Here is a 16,961-nt window from a genome sequence, read left to right on the forward strand (position 1 = left end):
AAGCGCATCTTAAGATGTGCTTTTCATTTTTTAAGAAATGATGATTTCCATGGCCACTCCATATTCGGAATAAAAAGTCGGTAAATTAAATACCGGAGGTTACCTTGCTAGGACAGTTCCAAAATATTAAGCCATTATTAATAGAGTTCTTTCCATTATCAGAAATGGTCTTAAATGAGATGCATCAAACATTTCAAGAATGGCGAAGAAGGATTAGAGAATAAAAACCAGTTTTTCAAACAAATGAGGGCAAATCAGATGAAAGGTTTGAAGTCTACAAGAAGCAGTACAATAAAGCGATTGTGCTAATGAGAAAAAATATTTAATTACTTACCGACTTCATTGAATTTATTCAATCGAGTAATTTACTACCATCAAAATAAGAGAGCCCACGCCGTTGTATATGCTAATCACATTTAGTGAGCGAAATTCAACTCACCTTACGGGTGTACAAGCACCCTCCTAATTTATAATAATCTTTTGTTTAGTATTAACCTTTTTAGTTCCAATCTATGGACTTTCCGTTTAATACTTTATTAAGTGAGAGCCCACGCGTTGTATATGCTAAGCGCATTTAGTGAGTGAAATGTTCAACTCACCTTGCGGGTGTACAAGCACCCTCCTAATTCATTTTAACCTATGATAAGTTCAATACCGGCTTTATCGGCCTTGTATTTTATTTTGGTCATCAAATCATAATAACCCCAGTTCCTTAAGACGAAGGCTTCCTCCCTCGCTATTTCAATTTTCTTCTCCTGGCCCACTAAAATTAGGGTTCCGGCCTGGTGTTTTACGCAGAAGTCGATAAGCTCCCTGCTATACACGTGCAGTCGCTGGTTCACATAATTATGCTCTTTTTCCTTAAACCTGGCCACGGCTTTTGTTTTTCGTTTACGCCCGTTTCCCGACCTGGCATATTTGACGCCCTCCCGGGTTCTTTGACAGGCGGCCTGTATGGCCAACCTTCGGTATAGAAATTCTTCCCTGCTGCCGATGCTAAGTTTGGCCTTACCGATCTTCACTATAATAGGATATTCCAATGACAGGCTGGCTTCCGCGACCACTTCCGGCCGTAACTTGTGCTTTTCTTTTTCAATTTCAAAGGCAGCCATCATAAAGATCTTACCATCTATTAACTTGAGATAGGAGGTACGCATCTTAATCTCTCCCTTTGTTAGCTGGTGCATTAACCGCCACTTGTCATTAAATGCCCTGCCTATATAGGTTTTTACCGGAATAGAAAAGAATCGAAAACAAAAGGCACTTTTATCCGGATTGAATTCAAGGCCACAAACACCTTCCATGGTAAAGGGAAAAGCCATTTCTTTTTTGAAGTTATTTAAGGAACGCTCCCCTTTCCAGTATTCCTCCCTGTTTTTCTTAAAGGTACTTTGAATGCTGTTATTGAGTTGGGATAAAATATTAGTAGGCATTTTTCCTTTATAGCGGTCAGAAACTAGCCGGTAGGTGGTATTCATCCGAGAGCGGTTAAAAATACCAAGCTCATCCTTTTTTTCATCCACCAGTTTATACTTGACTCCTTCTGATAAATAGAAGAAATCCTGGACCATTTCCTGAACATAGAGGTGAGAAACAATAAGGTTTGCAGCCTTGTAGCTTAGGTAACGCCATTGGTACAACTTACTTTTGGCCTCCTCACGTTCTTCTCTGGTTGGCAGATCGATCATTAACTGGATTCGCCTGGTTAGTGTTATCGTATCCTTTTCCATCGCTATGCCGATTGTTGTTGTTCGTGTTTAAGCTGCATTAGTTTATAGGCGGCCATAAATTCCTGGTGCACTTCCTTTTGGGAAATATTCAGCTCACTGGCGATGGCAGCAAAGGAATACTGTTTTTCCGTACGCAGCTGTAAAACCTTTTCCTGTTCCTGGGTCATTTCCCCCTGAATCTTTACCGCCAACATCGGTTCTGGTTTTGCTTCCAGATTGCTCCCCTGGTGGATAATATTTTTAATATCCTCGATGGCTCTTTTTACCTCGTTGCTGGTACAGGTAATACTGGTTCCCATAAGCTGGGCAATTGGTTTATACTGAAAACCGTATTTTAGACAGAGTTCTATCAGGCGCCGTCTTTCAGGGCTGAGTAAGGGGAAAATGCTTCGTATCCTATCAAATGCTTTCTGTTGCGCCTCGTGGTTCAGTAGGTGCTGATCTTCTTTTTCTGGATCATAACCGTGCAAATATTCCTGGTAGTTCTCATAACTTTCCAGGGAATTGACTGTCCTGAAAAACTTATTTTTAGGTCGGACATAGTAGGTATAGCATTCCCTTTTCATCACCATTCGAAGGAAATAATAAATATGTTCCGGTCGTTCTATACGGTCCCTTTTCTCCCAAAGTATGAGAAAAGTATCCTGGACCAGGGTTTCTACGGCAAAATCATCTTCAAGAATTTGCCGACCCATCCAGAAGATACTGCGGTGATACTTATTATATATAAACTCCAAAGCATCAGGATGGCCTTGTTGTAATAATTCAAAAATACGCTGTAACATAAGCAGTCGCTTTTAAGTGGAGATAAATACCTCCAAAATTAAAATGGAATTAGCTAAAGCGAATTCTTATAGTATGAAATGAAGATAGCTTTGAAAAAATTGAGAAGAATGCCTGTTTTCTACAAACAAAAAAGGCGTGGAGACTCAACTTACTGGTTCGAGGTACTGGTATACCCACACACAATAAGCAAGCCCACGCCCGGGTCGTGAGCATTGTGCTTATCATCTCGTGTGTTTAAAAATTACCAGTTTTCGAACCGAGATTCAAAGCGAAATGCTTCTAATATTTTACTTAAAGAAGTTTCGCAAATATATTAATATGAAGTAAATATAATAAAAAATTTTAATAATTGTCAAACTTGACAATTTATTTTGAATGTTTGAATTGATATTGCACTGGTGAAAGAATGGAGAAAAGCATATCGAAAAAAATTTAGCGAGCATTTAAGAAAACTGATTGAAGAAAGCGATCGAGATATTGCGACTATTGCTTCAATTGGAAATATTGAAAATAAGGCAATTTACAGAGTCCTTGCTGATGAGAATGAACCCAAAATAACCACAGTCATACCCATTGCCAGAGGTTTAGGAATTCATCCTATGGAATTATATAATTTTAGTTTTCCTCTAAAGGATTTAGAAAAGTAATTTTTCTATTACCACATTTTAACCCTATTTCCACTCTTTACGGTTTTCCGTAATATCATGATATTTTATTGTTTTATATTTTAGAGAAAATGCGTTTGTATTAGGATATTTATTATTTAAATATATTCCTTAAGTAATAAGGCGTTGTGTACAATTCCCCACATGAAGAAACTCCATTAATTTCTTAGGCTAACGTCAAATTTTTGGTTTTTTTTCAAAAAAGATTGACCTTAAAAGTTGGTAAAATCCGACCACTAAAAGGATTAGAACAAATAATAATTAAATTTGACGTTAGTCAGAATTCATCTTTTAAAAATTTGATATTTGTTAGGGAAGTTTAAAAAGCAATATAAATAACGACGAAAAAGGAAGCGAGCGCGATTTTTTAAGTGACGTACTTTCATCTATTGGTGAAAACTCTATCAGAATTCTGGGCCGGGCACGATTCGAAAAGCTAAATGGCGGAGCATATGCTACCCCGAAGAGAATATTACCTAAGAGCAATGTAAAGGTGCCTCTTCCTTTTTTGACGTTATAGAGAATTTAAAGAAAACCGCATAATCAAACAATTTTAATATATTTGTAAACGAAGTTTTTTAACTTTCAATTTATAAAATTAAATATGGGAATTATAAAAGCACATAAAATATGGAAAACCAAAAGAAAAGATTCTGATTTCAACAGAATCAAAATTAATTCTTCTGGATCATTCCATATGAAAAGTAATGACCTATTTGATGACAAGGCGGAGGTGAAAAAGTATGTAAAAGCTTTGAATGAAGCGTTAGATAAATACAATAAAAATCAAAAATCTAATACGGCTCCACTGTAAATGCCTCGTCTTGATTTAATTTTACTACCACTCTTAGGGGGCTATATTTTTCTCATCACTTTTAATTACACCAGATTCTACCATCAAAGAATAGAAAAGAATAAACTAATTTATAATTCTCTTCTAGTAGCAATCATTCTAACTGGTTTCGTCTATTTAATTGATTACTTCATTTTTAAGCACAATCCTTACAGCTTATATATTGGAGGTTTAGAAACTAATTCTGTAAGTTATTACAGGAATTATTTAAGCTTAAAAATAGACGATATTTTAAATTTTAATAAGGTCGGTTTTAAACATTCAATAATTGTTTTAGTTATCTCATATCCTTTGGCCTTATCATTAAACAGAATAAAATATTTTCGAGAAGAATTTTCCTTCGATTACACCTTGAGTAAGTGGGGAACGGAATTTGACAAAATAATTTGGAATGCTTTAGGTGAAAAAGATGACTTAGAAAAACTTCTTATGCTAACCACAAAAACTAACAAAGTTTATATAGGTCAAATTACTAAACAGTCAGAACCAATTGGGAATACCTATATAAGAGTTATTCCTTCCTTAAGTGGTTTTAGAGACAAAGATGATCATACTTTGACTATAACGACCAGTTATACAGATATGATTGAGTATTTTACTGATAAAGGTTTGTCAGAAGAAATTGATAATAAACTAGGAGTAATTATTCCAACCTCCGAAATAATATTGATATCCCGATTTGATATTAAAGTGTTTGGAAGAATAAAAACTAATGAAGAATAAATAAAACTACTCAGAACAAAGACGCTTCATCGAAAATAACAGGTATTTCCGAAAAATTAAATTTTATAAGCCAATAAAGAAAATGGTTAAGCGCCAAATCCACCTCCCTAATCCCGCTACTTGCGATAATCGAGACCATTCGCTGCAAAACTTTACGAAATTCCGATTGAAAAAATGATTATAAAAATTGAATGTAAAATAATTGGGGATTTTACTATAACGGATAATTGTCAAATTAAATACCATCCATATGAAATAGAAATAAATTTCAACGAAACTAACCAAAAATTCTATATTTCACTATTAAAGAAAATCACCAATTATTCAAACCTTCTTCCCAAACTTGAAATAGCAGAAAATGATGAGAGGACAATTAAATTTCCTAGTCAAGTTTTTTTAAAAGAAGAAATTGAATTACTTCAACATATAGAATCATTTGGTGCACTAGATAAAGAGATTTACAATATTGAATGGGATAATCTCTCTATTGAATGGTTACCGGAAACGGAACAAGAAGAAAAAGAACTTACAATTAAAAAACATTCATATACTTTATCATTCAAAGGGAAAAAAGAAATAATAGATAAGGACTGGCTCTTTTATACTATTATTCATAAAAGGAGATTAAATCATCTTACCTTACCGCTTTCTTTTTTTAGAATAGGCTTGAAATACTACAAGAGTTTTCAATATCAAGAAGCTTTTCTCAACTTCTATTTAATGTTAGAAGGGATTTTTGGAAACAATAAATTCAAAAACGAACATATAAAAAGTGAGTTTCAAAAATCACAGGTTTTGAGTAAGGCAATACTAAGGCTCTTAGATCAATTAAAAAAGTCAGACCTAAAACATTATGGCTGGTTCTCTGAAATGTGTGCTAAATATCATAAAGAGGCTTCTGTAGATGGAGCAATTCATATTCTAGTGGAACAACGAGGGAATCTCTCTCATTTTTCAAACATAAATCCAAAAAAACATAAAAATCCGTTTAGGAATAAAGATTTTGATTCTTTAGCTTTTATCACTTTAATGATCTGCAAATATGTCTCAATTGATTTGAGATTGGAACCATTTAGAGGTTGAAAAGCTCAGATGCCAAGAAAATGGTTAAATCCGTCAAATCTATTTTTGGAAACATTTACTAAATACTTTCCAATAAAGAGAGGGTAGGGTTTACTTAACTGTAATTATTGATAAATGCCAAATTACTAGCTCATAATCTAACTAACTCCAAGAATTAAAAATGTCAAAGGTACTATCCTGCAAGGTGTGTTAAAGTTAAAAATAACAGTGGATCACGACCCACTGTTATTTTTCTTTTTACTTAGTTTTTGAGATTGTACTACTACGTCCAGATAATCTTATTATTCTTAATCCAGAAGTGACTTTTGCACTTGAATTTCCTGTTTATAGAAGGAATTAAGGATTCATTGTTTAAATTACTTAGGACATATTCCCAGCGTGGTTTAGTATCCGGAATCAAATTAAGCATAATGGTATCTTTACAACCACAAGGACATTTTAGATAAGCAAACCAAAGATCTTTAATATCTACCCCTTCCAAATAAACTACTCTTGAGCTAATTTCGGATGGAACTTCATTAACAAGAACAAATTTTATTCTGGACGGAAACCATAGCTTAAGAAAAAAATCCTTAAGTTTTTGAAAAAAATTTAAACTCCATCTAATCATAAAGCTGTACATCTCCGTTGACCCCAGACCCTAAATTAGTTTCAGGAAAAAATTTTGATTCAGTAAAACCAAGCTTTTCTTCTTCGATTGACCAATCTGTAATATCTACACGGGTTACTTCATACTCGCTAGGGTCATTAAATCTAAATGGATGAATGCGATCTAACATTTCCAGAACAGCCAAAGAGGAGTGAACCATATTAACGCTTATTACTGCAGGACTTACCACGTTAGCATTTTCAAAATATGCCTGCCTATCTTCATACTCTTCAGGAGAAGTTCTTTTGAGTTCTTCCTCTTCCATTCTTGCTGGCGAAATCACCTTTCTTTCCAGTAATGATTTAGAACCAGGGAAAACGTAATGAATATTTCCCGCTATAGAATCTATTCCTCCAACCCCATCGGCATTCAATTTCACTCCAATATCTATAAAAGGTACAAGATAATAATGACCAATAAGATTCATCGCATGTCTTCCTTCAGATGAATCGGTGCAACCAAAGGCGAAATCGCTTGATGCCACTTCATTTATTACCTCTTTACTGCTCTGTAAATATGAATTGAACGCAATAACTTTTGTACCGAGACCAATTTCATCTATATGCGCTTTAATAATACCTACTTTTGACTTTTTAAGTTTAGCATCTCTTAAAGTCAATCCTAAAATCCGATTTAAATTTACAACATCTCCAACGTCCGGATCTACTAGTACTAACTCGCCTGCACCTAACCGAACCAATTGTTCAATAGTGGGACTTCCGGTACCGGAACATCCAATTACCGCCACTTTCATATTCTTTAGTCGATAAACTGTTTCCTCACCAAATGCTTGCTTATTCCTATCCATCATACTTATATATTCGGTATCAAAAGAGTTATTCGTATAATCAGTTTTGGAAAATTTATCACCTATTATAGACATCGAGGCCAGAGGCTTAAAATCTAATTCAGGGCTGACAATTCTCCCTTTAAATGAACCATCAGAATACATGATTAAACTGCTATGCAACAAACCATTATCCAGCCAATTATACACTGATTCAAAGAACCGTGTATCAGAATCATCATCAAGATCCGAGAAATCAGAATTTCCAAACGGATGAGAATGAAATTTAACAACTGACAAATTTTGATCTTTAGCTTCATCAATTAAATGCTCTATATCTGAAAACTTCCAATTAACATACTCGACTGCTCTCTCACAATCTTTATATGGTAACAAAAACACCTTGTTAAGCATAAGAAAATTATCGTCATTATGGTTTAGAGTACCACATAATCCAAACGCTACAGCTTCAAGCCCATCTCCATTATGAAGATGGGACTTAAGTTTAGAATGCTGCTTTTCTGTCATTCTGAATCTAAACATAACTATCGTTTTTTAAATTCAGATTCCAAACAACTTTTCGCGAGCATTACCTGGGACTCTAAATTATCAACTTCTGGATCCCATTTATTAGCAACAGTTCTATGTCTTGACCATCGCTGATAGTTTTTACCTTCTAAGGTAGTACTGGTCAAGGCACCTATAGGTTTTGCATCCTTTCTTGAAAGAGCAGGATTAAAATAAAACATATCCAATCTCCCCAAAGGATAATTTTTAGGAATCAAAATAGCCATATCAGCCTCAGCAACATTATATCCGTCTGGTAGTTTAAATTGTCTAAAGACAACCCAGCAAGTTTGTCCTTTTTCTATAAAATCAACCTGTGTTGTATAAGACTTAATATAGGAGATGTCTTCAGCAGTAAATTGTTTAAAGGGTTCTGCAATAGCAAAACCCTCTGTGCAATCTAATGGTACAATAACAAATCTCTCGACTCCACTTTTCGTTAAGTCTACTGATTCATCTAACCCCAACATTTTCTTTCCGGATTTAGTAAACATTCTTACACCATTTTTATCTGGCGATTCACCAGCTAAGACAATAATTTCTTTACCTGTAATGGTTTCTTGTTCTACCTCATATTTATCCTTATTAATCTTAATAAGGTATTTATAAGTAATAACCGGATTGACTCCTTTGCAATAACAATCATGAATATCAATTATTTCTTGATCATAAGATAGAATTATGAAGCGTTCAATACCGCATTCGGTTAAATTGACTTCTACTTTAGACCCTACAAGTTTTTTACCATCGGGAAGCTTCATCCTGATGAAATGGGTTTGAGGATTTGTACCTATCATTTCATGAAGTTCTTGTCCGGTTATTACTTGTTTTCTGGTTTTATATATTTCTTTGTTAATATAAAACTCGTATTCATATGCTATTTCTGGTTTTACGCCACTATTATAGCACTCGTTTAAATTCACGTTATTTTTCATTGTAAACGCTTTTTATTTTTAATAGTATAAATCGCCAAAGTGGATTACCTAAGTCCAAATTTGAAAGATTTAAAAAAGCGCTATATCATCCCGTAAGGGGCGAATTATTTAGGATAACTATACAATCGAGAAGAATGCTTGCATAATTCAAGCAGGTGTATTACCTTTGTGGTGTCTAAGCACAGGATTTTTACCTGTAAAAATTATACAAGCCCACGTCTTTGACTGGGCTTTTTTAATTTATTTATAATTTTTCCATTAACATCATTTTGAGTTCAATAAAATTGGAGCATATTTTGCACTGTACAATATTATAATAAATAATAATTGTAACCAAAAAAAATGTAAAATAAAATGTAAAATTTTACAAACAGTTTGTTTTATTCGACAAAAAACATATTTTTACATTATCTTACAATCATATGACAGAGAATAATAAAGTAACTTTCTATAAGGAACTTGGTTCAGCTATTTCTAACGCAAGAAAATTAAGAAAGCTAAGTCAAGAGTTTTTAGCTGAGAAAGTTGGAATGAGTAGAGCTTCAATTGTTAATATAGAAAAAGGTAGGCAATTCCCACCTATACATCTTGTTTGGCAGATTGCGGAGATACTAGGAATTAATTTTAGCGAATTAATTCCAAACAAAGATTTTGCCTCATCTGATCTTAATCCTTCTATTTCAAAAATTATTTCTAAGAAGGAAAAACAGGGGTTATTGAATAATAACTCTTCTGCATATTTGAAATCTTTTCTTACTAAACAATTAGGTTAATTCTTATTTTTCATACTATGTTTGAGAAAATTGAAATTTTAGCGGTAGAATTACTTGGTCAATTCGGCTATATGGAAGCGCCAATTCCAATTAAAAAGTTAATCAAAAATTTAGGAATTGAAATTAAACCGGAATATTTAGGAGATGAAATTTCTGGACTACTAGTTATTGAAGATAAACGAACAATTATTGGATATAATTCATCCGAACCAACTGTTAGACAAAGATTCACCTTGGCTCATGAATTAGGACATCACATTTTACATAGGTCTGAATCTTCAAATGAAAAATTGTTTGTTGATAAGATAATGTATAGAAAAAATTTCACGAGTAAAAAGGAGAAAAAACAAGAAATGGAAGCAAATGTTTTTGCATCTAGAATATTAATGCCAGAAAACTTAGTAAAGAGTGAGTTCAATAAGATATTAGATTCTTTAGACCACTTGACTGAAGAAGATATTATTAATAGGATGGCATCCATATTTAAAGTAAGTTCAATTTCGATGACTTATCGATTAAGCAATTTAAACCTACTTGAAAATAGAGTTCATTAAATTTCTATATTAAAGACATACTTATCGGATAACCATGATTGGTAACATTCTAAAAAAGTCTGATATAACTAAGCTTTCTTTCGTCGGTTCGACCTCAACCTGAGAATTCATAATTAAAAAAGCCTTCCAAGAAAGTGGAAGGCTTTTTTATGATGCCTCACATTTCCCCATTTCCCTTATATGTCATATCTCCTGCCTACAGGTATATTTAATCGCAGCCAAATCATTATATTCAATCTTTTTAAATAAAAACTACAAGACCCAACCTACCATACATGGCAAAATCAGCTATTGGGCCAACTAACTTAGAGGTGCCTTTTTAGCAAACAATTAACAAGTACCCTTTAAAATTTATAAATAGATTGGATTAGAGTTCGAACCTATACACTGATAACTTACGATAAATTAAGCTGTTATGAAATACAATTTGACCTGCCCCAAATGCGAAAAAAAAGAAAAATTCTCTATAAAGGTTGAACCGGAGAATGAAGGGATTTACAAAATCAAATGCCCTTATGGTCATGAATTCCAAATAGATATTTTATCACAACATTTTCAGGTCCTCTTTGAAAATGGTCTTCAGGCACTTTCAGATAAATATTTTATTGAATCCTTTACATCATTCTCTTCAAGCTATGAAAGATTTATGGAATACTTTATAGCTATAGTAAATATGTCTAATAATATTCCTAAAGAACACTTTGAGAAAGCCTGGAAGACTATGTCATCTAGATCAGAGAGACAACAAGGAGCTTTTGTGATGTTATATTTACAAGAATTTCTAACAGCCCCCGGTTTACTGTCAAACCACATTGTTGAACTTAGAAATAATGTAATCCACAAAGGATATTTTCCAAATGAAAAAGATTGCATTTCATATGGAAACGTAATATTAAATTTTATTAGGCCAATTATTCAAAAACTCAAAGAAAATGAAAAATATGGATGGTACATTATAGGATCCGCTAATGATTTTGGATTGCGTTATCTGAACAAAAAAATTCCGCAGCATCTTCCTTATAAAATTTTCCCGACCAACAGAGAGTTTGATGAAACAGACAAAAAAGACTTACCTCAATTATTAAAAGACCGGAGGAACTAAAATTGTGCCTAACAAAAAATTCATCGTATATCACGATTATTATTGAAAAATAGTAATTTTAGAAAAAACAAGATGGAAAATGTTTAAACCAGTATTCTCAGGATTACATAAATACTCTTATCACTAAACGAAGAACAGCATGGAAATCCTTGTTCTTTTAGCGGTTGTTGTTATTATTGGCGCATTATTAGGCGGCAAAAGTTTTGGGGGCACAGTCAGAAAAGGATGTGGGTTTCTCATTATGCTTTTAATATTAGGTGTAATTGCTATTGCTATATTTTACTATTCAAGAACAGATACTGAAGGCCAAGAAGCGATTTCAACCACTGAGAATTCAACCAATTATATTGCAAAAGAAAACTGTTCTACATATAGCAAACCAGATATAGAATCAACTTCCGAAGGAAGCCTTGAAATCGGTAAAAATTATTTTGTGAAGGATAATGATAAATTCAATTATTTCTATGAGATCACTTTTCAAAACGGTGTAAAGTTATTCGTAAGGAAAGAATGTTTAGAAAGAAAATAATGCTGAAAAATATATGGATAATCGGCTGCCGTTTTACGAAAATCTTCTTTTTTTACAATGGATTAAGCAAGTTCCTTCACATTCCCCCTAATTCTCTTATATTTGTTAAATTCCCACCCTACAGGAATTTTTAATCGCAGCGAAATCATTATATTCAGGCTGTTTAAATAAAAACTACAAGACCCAACCTACCATTAATGGTAAAAGCAGACATTGATTTTGAAAAAGAACTCTGGGATGCAGCGAACGAATTACGCGGCGCAGTATCTGAAAATAACTATAAAAACTATATCCTGCCCCTTGTTTTCGTAAAGCACCTTAGCGAACGCTATGAAGTGGTTCGCGAGGAATTGAAGGAGCAGCTAAATGATCCCAACTCCGATTATTACACCACCGATAAGGAGGAAATCAATTACGTCCTGGAAGACCGGGATGAATACCGTTCCCGGAATACCTTTAAAATTCCCGAAACCGCTTCCTGGCAGTATTTGAAAGATAACGCCGAGCAGGATGATATCAAGGTGAAAGTAGATGATGCCTTTGATGTGATCCAGGAACTTTTAACGGGCTACAATCCGCAGCTCGTAAATATCCTGCCACGGATCTTTGTGCGGAGTGAATTATCTCCCAAACAAACCGGCGGAATTATAAACCTGCTTTCCAAACCTAAATTTTCGGAAAAGGAAAATCCCGAAAGCGATATCCTGGGCCGTATCTATGAATATTACATCGGCCGGTTTGCAATGGCTGAAGGTTCGGGTGCGGGGCAATTTTTTACGCCAGGAAGTATTGTAAGGCTGCTGGTGGAACTATTGGAGCCTTTCAAAGGCCGCATCTTTGATCCGGCTTGTGGAAGTGGTGGTATGTTTGTGCAGAGTTTGAAGTTCATTAAAGAACACGGCGGAAACAAAAAAGATATCGCGATCTACGGGCAGGAAATGACGGCACAGACATTAAGGCTTTGCCTGATGAACCTGATGCTGCGGGATCTTTCGTTTGATATTAAACTGGGAAATTCCTTGCTGGATGACAAGTTTCCAAACCTGAAAGCCGACTATATCATTGCCAATCCTCCATTTAATGTGAGCAACTGGCACCCCGAAGATCTACCCGATGGCGATCCCCGGTTATTTGGCCCCAAGGAAGAATTCACTACAGATGGTAGTGCCAACTATATGTGGATGCAAACCTTCTGGCACCATTTAAGCGACACAGGAACTGCCGGAATTGTAATGGCCAACGGCGCGATGACCTCCAACAACAAAGGAGAGAAAAACGTGCGGCAGCATATGGTAGACAATTCTATGATAGATGCCATTGTACGCCTGCCCGATAAGCTGTTCCTAACCACGGGAATCCCTGCCTGCCTTTTCATCCTGAGCAAAAACCGCGACGGAAAGGACGGCACTCACCGCGAACGAAATAATAAGATCCTGTTCCTGGACGCCTCCAAAATGGGCACAATGGCCAGCAGAAAACTGCGGGTTTTTAGTGATGATGATATTAATAAAATTGCCGAAACCTACCACAAATGGCGCAATGTCACCCTGAGCCCCGTCGAAGGGTATGTCGATGTGGAAGGTTTCTCCAAAGCAGCTACCATAGACGAGGTTCAAAAGCAAGATTATAAACTTACCCCCGGGATCTATGTAGGCACAGAAGCCGAAGAAGACGACGGGATCCCTTTTGAAGAAAAAATGGAGAGCCTCAAGGCGCAGTTACTGGAGCAGTTTGAAAAAGGGGGAGAATTAAAAGAGAAAATTAAAGTTAATTTTGAGAAAATAGTTTAAAACAAGAGAGGTGACCATATTAAAAAGCTTCAATTTTCAATTTAAACCAACCAAAAATAATAAATAATGTCAAAATTTCTGAACACTACAGGTGTCTCTTATCACCTGGAAGAATTAATTAAAAACACAACTGATCGTTTAATTTTAATAAGTCCATATTTACAATTCCACAACAGGATTAAAGATCACATTCACAACCTTAATATTCAAAAAAAGGATATAAGAATTGTTTACCGAGAAAGTAAACTCCAATTAGATGAAAGTAACTGGCTTGAAAGCCAAATTGGTGTTAGAACAAGTGTTTGTTCCACTTTACACGCCAAATGCTATTTAAATGAAAGTGAAGCTATTGTTACATCAATGAATTTATATTCATTTTCACAACAAAATAATGACGAAATGGGGATTTACGTTTCAAAAGATTCCGATCCCGATCTTTATAACGACATATATACAGAGGCACAAAGATTACTAACAATTAGCGAAGAAATAAGAGTTTCCGTGAAAAAAGTTGATAAACAAGCGGAGGACCAGAAGAATGAAAAAGATCAACCAAAAAAGCCAAATTCGGATTTTTCGGAATCAAAATATTTAACCACTAAAGAGCTTTCTCAGAAAACCGGACTTAGTAGTAGAAAAGTGAATTCAATTTTGGTTGATAAGAAAATGATGTACAAAAAAGATGATGATTGGTTTTATACCAAAAAAGGAAATGAATTTGGTGCCGAACAAAAAGAAGGTGCGTATGGTCAATTTGTCGTTTGGCCAGAAGAAATACTAGACTCCATCCTTAAATAATTTGGAGAAAAAACTATTGCGAAAATTGAATAACAAAAATTGCAGATGACGTCTCAAAAATGGCATTTTTGGATGCCTTTCAACAACAGAGTATAACAGATAGATTTTGCTTCTAAGCTGCAACTTCCTTATTCGAGACCTTAGCAAAAATTTCATGAAATACTTCTTAGATACTAACATTTATAGAAATCTTTCCCGGGATATATCTTTGCATGAGGTGCAACCTTTAGCAGAAAAAATCCAGAATCAGGAATTAAAACTTGGAGTAACTTCAGGATTTCCGATCGTAGTGGCAATGGAACTGATTCAGCATTTAGAAAAAACTGATCCGGAGCGAGAAGAATGTTTTAAAGCACTTTGCCTGTTATTTGATCATTCGAAAAAATATAATGCTAAAAAAAACACTTTTCATGGAGCTTTCTTTCCTCCATTAAATGTCATTCTTCCTAAATACTTTTTTAATGAAAATGGTCCTTTTCTGGATGCTTATAAGATCATAATCCAACTTACGAAAGCTTTGACAGAAAATCACGATATTAATAATATTTACCAATTTCAAAATGAAATAAAAGCTGTCCGTGAACAAAATATTTTTGAGAAAAAAGAACTATATGACAACATTATAGATTACTTAAAAAATTTAAATGGAGGAGTACTTGATTGGCAATATTTCTCTAAGAACAAAACAGACAGAAAAAGTTGGTTTAGAGAAATGCAGACTGGAAAGTCATTTGCATTTTTAGCAGAAGGTTTAATGATACGAGCTTATGGAATTATGAACAAAAAATATGAAAGAACAGATGAAAATTATGCTCTGTTCTATAAGTTTCATAATGATTTTTTTCCTGCCATTGCCATGACAAGTATAATTCTTGAGCAAATTGGCCATGGGACTATAGCTATTTCAAATGTTTCTGATCATCGTTGGAATACAGTTCTCGATATTTCAATGATGTTTGGAGCTATCTTTAATTCACAACGGGACAATATTGTTTTTGTGACTGAAGAAAAAAAAATGCACATGTTTTTTAAGATGAACAATATGCAAGATCAAATATTAAAACTCGATGAGTTCCAAAAACGTTTTTCGATGTAAACTTAAACCAGGTTATGAAGAAAAGTTTAGTAGAGAAAATCGTTTTTTTAAAAGACTATCTCAGTATAATTATTTTGTTCCCAGCTACGATCGGAGGTCTATGGCAACTGATTGAACTTTCATCAATTTCACCATCTTATGTTAGATTCTTTTCTATTTCACAAGTAGTTCCTGATGGTTTATTGGTTCTACTGTTTGTGGTATGTATAATCTTATCGTTTGTTATATCCAGATGGCTATTTCAATTTACTCCCCTTTCTAAATTGGAATCTACAAAATGGTCTTCTACAATTTTATGGATGACCGTGGTAATAATTTTGTTTTCCACTCCCCTTGTATTTATGTATTTAGGGGTAATTGAAAGAGGATATATTGAAGTAGTTGATATTTGGGTGTTTAACATTTATTTTGGCTTCATTTTCAATTTTGATTCCTGCAACAGCTATAAAAAAAATAGAAAAGAAGCATATAAATAAAAGCAAGCCGGATGGGGTGGTTTCAAATGAAAAACCTAAACTTAAAAACTATCTTTTCGCATTTGCCTTTTTTGGAATTTTAATTATGGCATTAAAACTTTTCGGACTAACTACCGAAGTCGTTGGTAAAATCCGTGATGATTCAGTAAAAACTGATCGCCTAATAAATTTTGAAAATTTAGTAAAAGAATTAAAGACAAGGGAGAATTATAGTTTTTCTGAAATTTTATATTTAAATGATAAATACATATTTGTTGAATATATTAATTCAGATAATAAAAAATTGATAGAAGTTTTGAAAAAGGAAAGGCTATTTAAGTGAAAATGCAGATAACACATATAACTCCAATCTAATTTGGTGCTCGCTTGCTTCACTAATTGTCCTTCGGACAGTTAAGGTCACCCGCTCACACAGTTTTTATACCGGACTTTACTGGCAATTGCTTGAAATATGATAAAAAAGAAGAAAGAGTTTTTAAATTTAGTTTTAATTCTTTTATCGGGAATAATAATTTTCGCTTTACTTGTTCTATTTCAATGGATAGCCGAATACATTTATACATTAGAACATTTTTGGTGGATTCTAATATCCTATATCGCAGGGGGAATATTGTTTTATTTTCTACAGTCAAAACTAAAGCATCAAATATTTAAGCAGGTCTTAAAAATTTGGGTATTTCCCATATCAGCAGTAGCTGGTATAATACACCTATCAGTACCATTTTTTGTTATTCAGATCCATTTAATGTATTATGTATTAATTTCCGTTTCCATTCCGGTAGCATTATATTTTACTGACAAATTATACGATTTGACATTAATTTCAAATGGACTTTATTCCTACCTTATTTTAACTTTCTCAGTAATCGTAGGAACTATATTCAACAATCAGATTAAGCACTTAGTCTATATTATTTCACCATTTAGAATTTACTATTTACAATACTCCCCATCTGTAAGACAGTTTAAAGATATTTATAATTATTTATGATGCTATTTTTTTGAGGTTATAAATTTGATCAGGTGGTACTTTTCCTATTTCTGTATGTCTTCTCTTGGTATTGT

Annotated in this window: 17 protein-coding genes; 12 read left to right on the forward strand and 5 right to left on the reverse strand. The window is 33.9% G+C overall.

Annotated features, from left to right (window positions below; translation table 11 throughout):
- Nucleotides 1-632: 632 nt before the first annotated feature.
- A complete protein-coding gene (locus LB467_RS15890; protein WP_224475040.1) occupies nt 633-1,730 on the reverse strand; it encodes a hypothetical protein in 1,098 nt (365 codons plus the stop codon).
- Between the two features lie 2 nt (nt 1,731-1,732).
- On the reverse strand, nt 1,733-2,515 hold the full coding sequence (locus LB467_RS15895) for an RNA polymerase sigma factor (RefSeq protein ID WP_224475041.1): 783 nt from the start codon (nt 2,513-2,515) through the stop codon (nt 1,733-1,735).
- Nucleotides 2,516-2,914: 399 nt separating this feature from the next.
- Here LB467_RS15895 and LB467_RS15900 point away from each other — a divergent pair, with 399 nt between their 5' ends.
- The 4 genes from LB467_RS15900 (at nt 2,915) to LB467_RS15915 (ending at nt 5,840) form a co-directional block, all read left to right on the forward strand.
- Nucleotides 2,915-3,163: a hypothetical protein gene (locus LB467_RS15900; protein ID WP_224475042.1), complete on the forward strand. Its 249-nt coding sequence runs from the start codon at nt 2,915-2,917 to the stop codon at nt 3,161-3,163.
- Between the two features lie 622 nt (nt 3,164-3,785).
- The gene (locus LB467_RS15905; protein ID WP_224475043.1) at nt 3,786-3,995 is read left to right on the forward strand and encodes a hypothetical protein; all 210 of its coding nucleotides are present in this window, start codon (nt 3,786-3,788) and stop codon (nt 3,993-3,995) included.
- Complete coding sequence (locus LB467_RS15910) at nt 3,996-4,757, forward strand: hypothetical protein (protein WP_224475044.1); 762 nt, start codon at nt 3,996-3,998, stop codon at nt 4,755-4,757.
- A gap of 174 nt (nt 4,758-4,931) precedes the next feature.
- Nucleotides 4,932-5,840, forward strand: a complete 909-nt coding sequence (locus LB467_RS15915; protein WP_224475045.1) for a hypothetical protein — start codon at nt 4,932-4,934, stop codon at nt 5,838-5,840.
- Nucleotides 5,841-6,102: 262 nt separating this feature from the next.
- Here LB467_RS15915 and LB467_RS19470 read toward each other — a convergent pair whose 3' ends face one another.
- Genes LB467_RS19470 through LB467_RS15930 form a run of 3 tightly spaced genes read right to left on the reverse strand, consistent with a single transcriptional unit; the run spans nt 6,103 to nt 8,778 of the window.
- Nucleotides 6,103-6,462 carry a DUF6527 family protein gene (locus tag LB467_RS19470; RefSeq protein WP_394371824.1) on the reverse strand — a complete coding sequence of 120 codons (360 nt, stop codon included), beginning with the start codon at nt 6,460-6,462 and terminating at the stop codon, nt 6,103-6,105.
- Nucleotides 6,443-7,819, reverse strand: coding sequence for a HesA/MoeB/ThiF family protein (locus LB467_RS15925; RefSeq protein WP_224475047.1), 1,377 nt, complete (start codon nt 7,817-7,819; stop codon nt 6,443-6,445). Before LB467_RS15925 ends, LB467_RS19470 begins: the two co-directional genes overlap by 20 nt.
- A gap of 2 nt (nt 7,820-7,821) precedes the next feature.
- Nucleotides 7,822-8,778 carry a multiubiquitin domain-containing protein gene (locus tag LB467_RS15930; protein WP_224475048.1) on the reverse strand — a complete coding sequence of 319 codons (957 nt, stop codon included), beginning with the start codon at nt 8,776-8,778 and terminating at the stop codon, nt 7,822-7,824.
- A 422-nt stretch (nt 8,779-9,200) separates the two neighbouring features.
- Here LB467_RS15930 and LB467_RS15935 point away from each other — a divergent pair, with 422 nt between their 5' ends.
- From LB467_RS15935 to LB467_RS15970, 8 genes are all read left to right on the forward strand, one after another.
- The gene (locus LB467_RS15935) at nt 9,201-9,551 is read left to right on the forward strand and encodes a helix-turn-helix domain-containing protein (protein ID WP_224475049.1); all 351 of its coding nucleotides are present in this window, start codon (nt 9,201-9,203) and stop codon (nt 9,549-9,551) included.
- A 17-nt stretch (nt 9,552-9,568) separates the two neighbouring features.
- Nucleotides 9,569-10,105, forward strand: coding sequence for an ImmA/IrrE family metallo-endopeptidase (locus LB467_RS15940; RefSeq protein WP_224475050.1), 537 nt, complete (start codon nt 9,569-9,571; stop codon nt 10,103-10,105).
- 415 nt (nt 10,106-10,520) lie between these two features.
- Nucleotides 10,521-11,207 carry a hypothetical protein gene (locus tag LB467_RS15945; protein WP_224475051.1) on the forward strand — a complete coding sequence of 229 codons (687 nt, stop codon included), beginning with the start codon at nt 10,521-10,523 and terminating at the stop codon, nt 11,205-11,207.
- A 139-nt stretch (nt 11,208-11,346) separates the two neighbouring features.
- Complete coding sequence (locus tag LB467_RS15950; RefSeq protein ID WP_224475052.1) at nt 11,347-11,736, forward strand: hypothetical protein; 390 nt, start codon at nt 11,347-11,349, stop codon at nt 11,734-11,736.
- Between the two features lie 197 nt (nt 11,737-11,933).
- Complete coding sequence (locus LB467_RS15955) at nt 11,934-13,526, forward strand: type I restriction-modification system subunit M (protein WP_224475053.1); 1,593 nt, start codon at nt 11,934-11,936, stop codon at nt 13,524-13,526.
- A gap of 66 nt (nt 13,527-13,592) precedes the next feature.
- Nucleotides 13,593-14,324, forward strand: a complete 732-nt coding sequence (locus LB467_RS15960; protein ID WP_224475054.1) for a phospholipase D family protein — start codon at nt 13,593-13,595, stop codon at nt 14,322-14,324.
- 154 nt (nt 14,325-14,478) lie between these two features.
- A complete protein-coding gene (locus LB467_RS15965) occupies nt 14,479-15,420 on the forward strand; it encodes a hypothetical protein (protein ID WP_224475055.1) in 942 nt (313 codons plus the stop codon).
- Between the two features lie 408 nt (nt 15,421-15,828).
- Entirely contained in the window at nt 15,829-16,218 is a 390-nt protein-coding gene (locus LB467_RS15970; protein ID WP_224475056.1) for a hypothetical protein, read from the forward strand.
- The last annotated feature ends 743 nt before the right edge of the window (nt 16,219-16,961 follow it).

The organism is Salegentibacter tibetensis, from assembly GCF_020164485.1.
GTDB lineage: Bacteria > Bacteroidota > Bacteroidia > Flavobacteriales > Flavobacteriaceae > Salegentibacter > Salegentibacter tibetensis.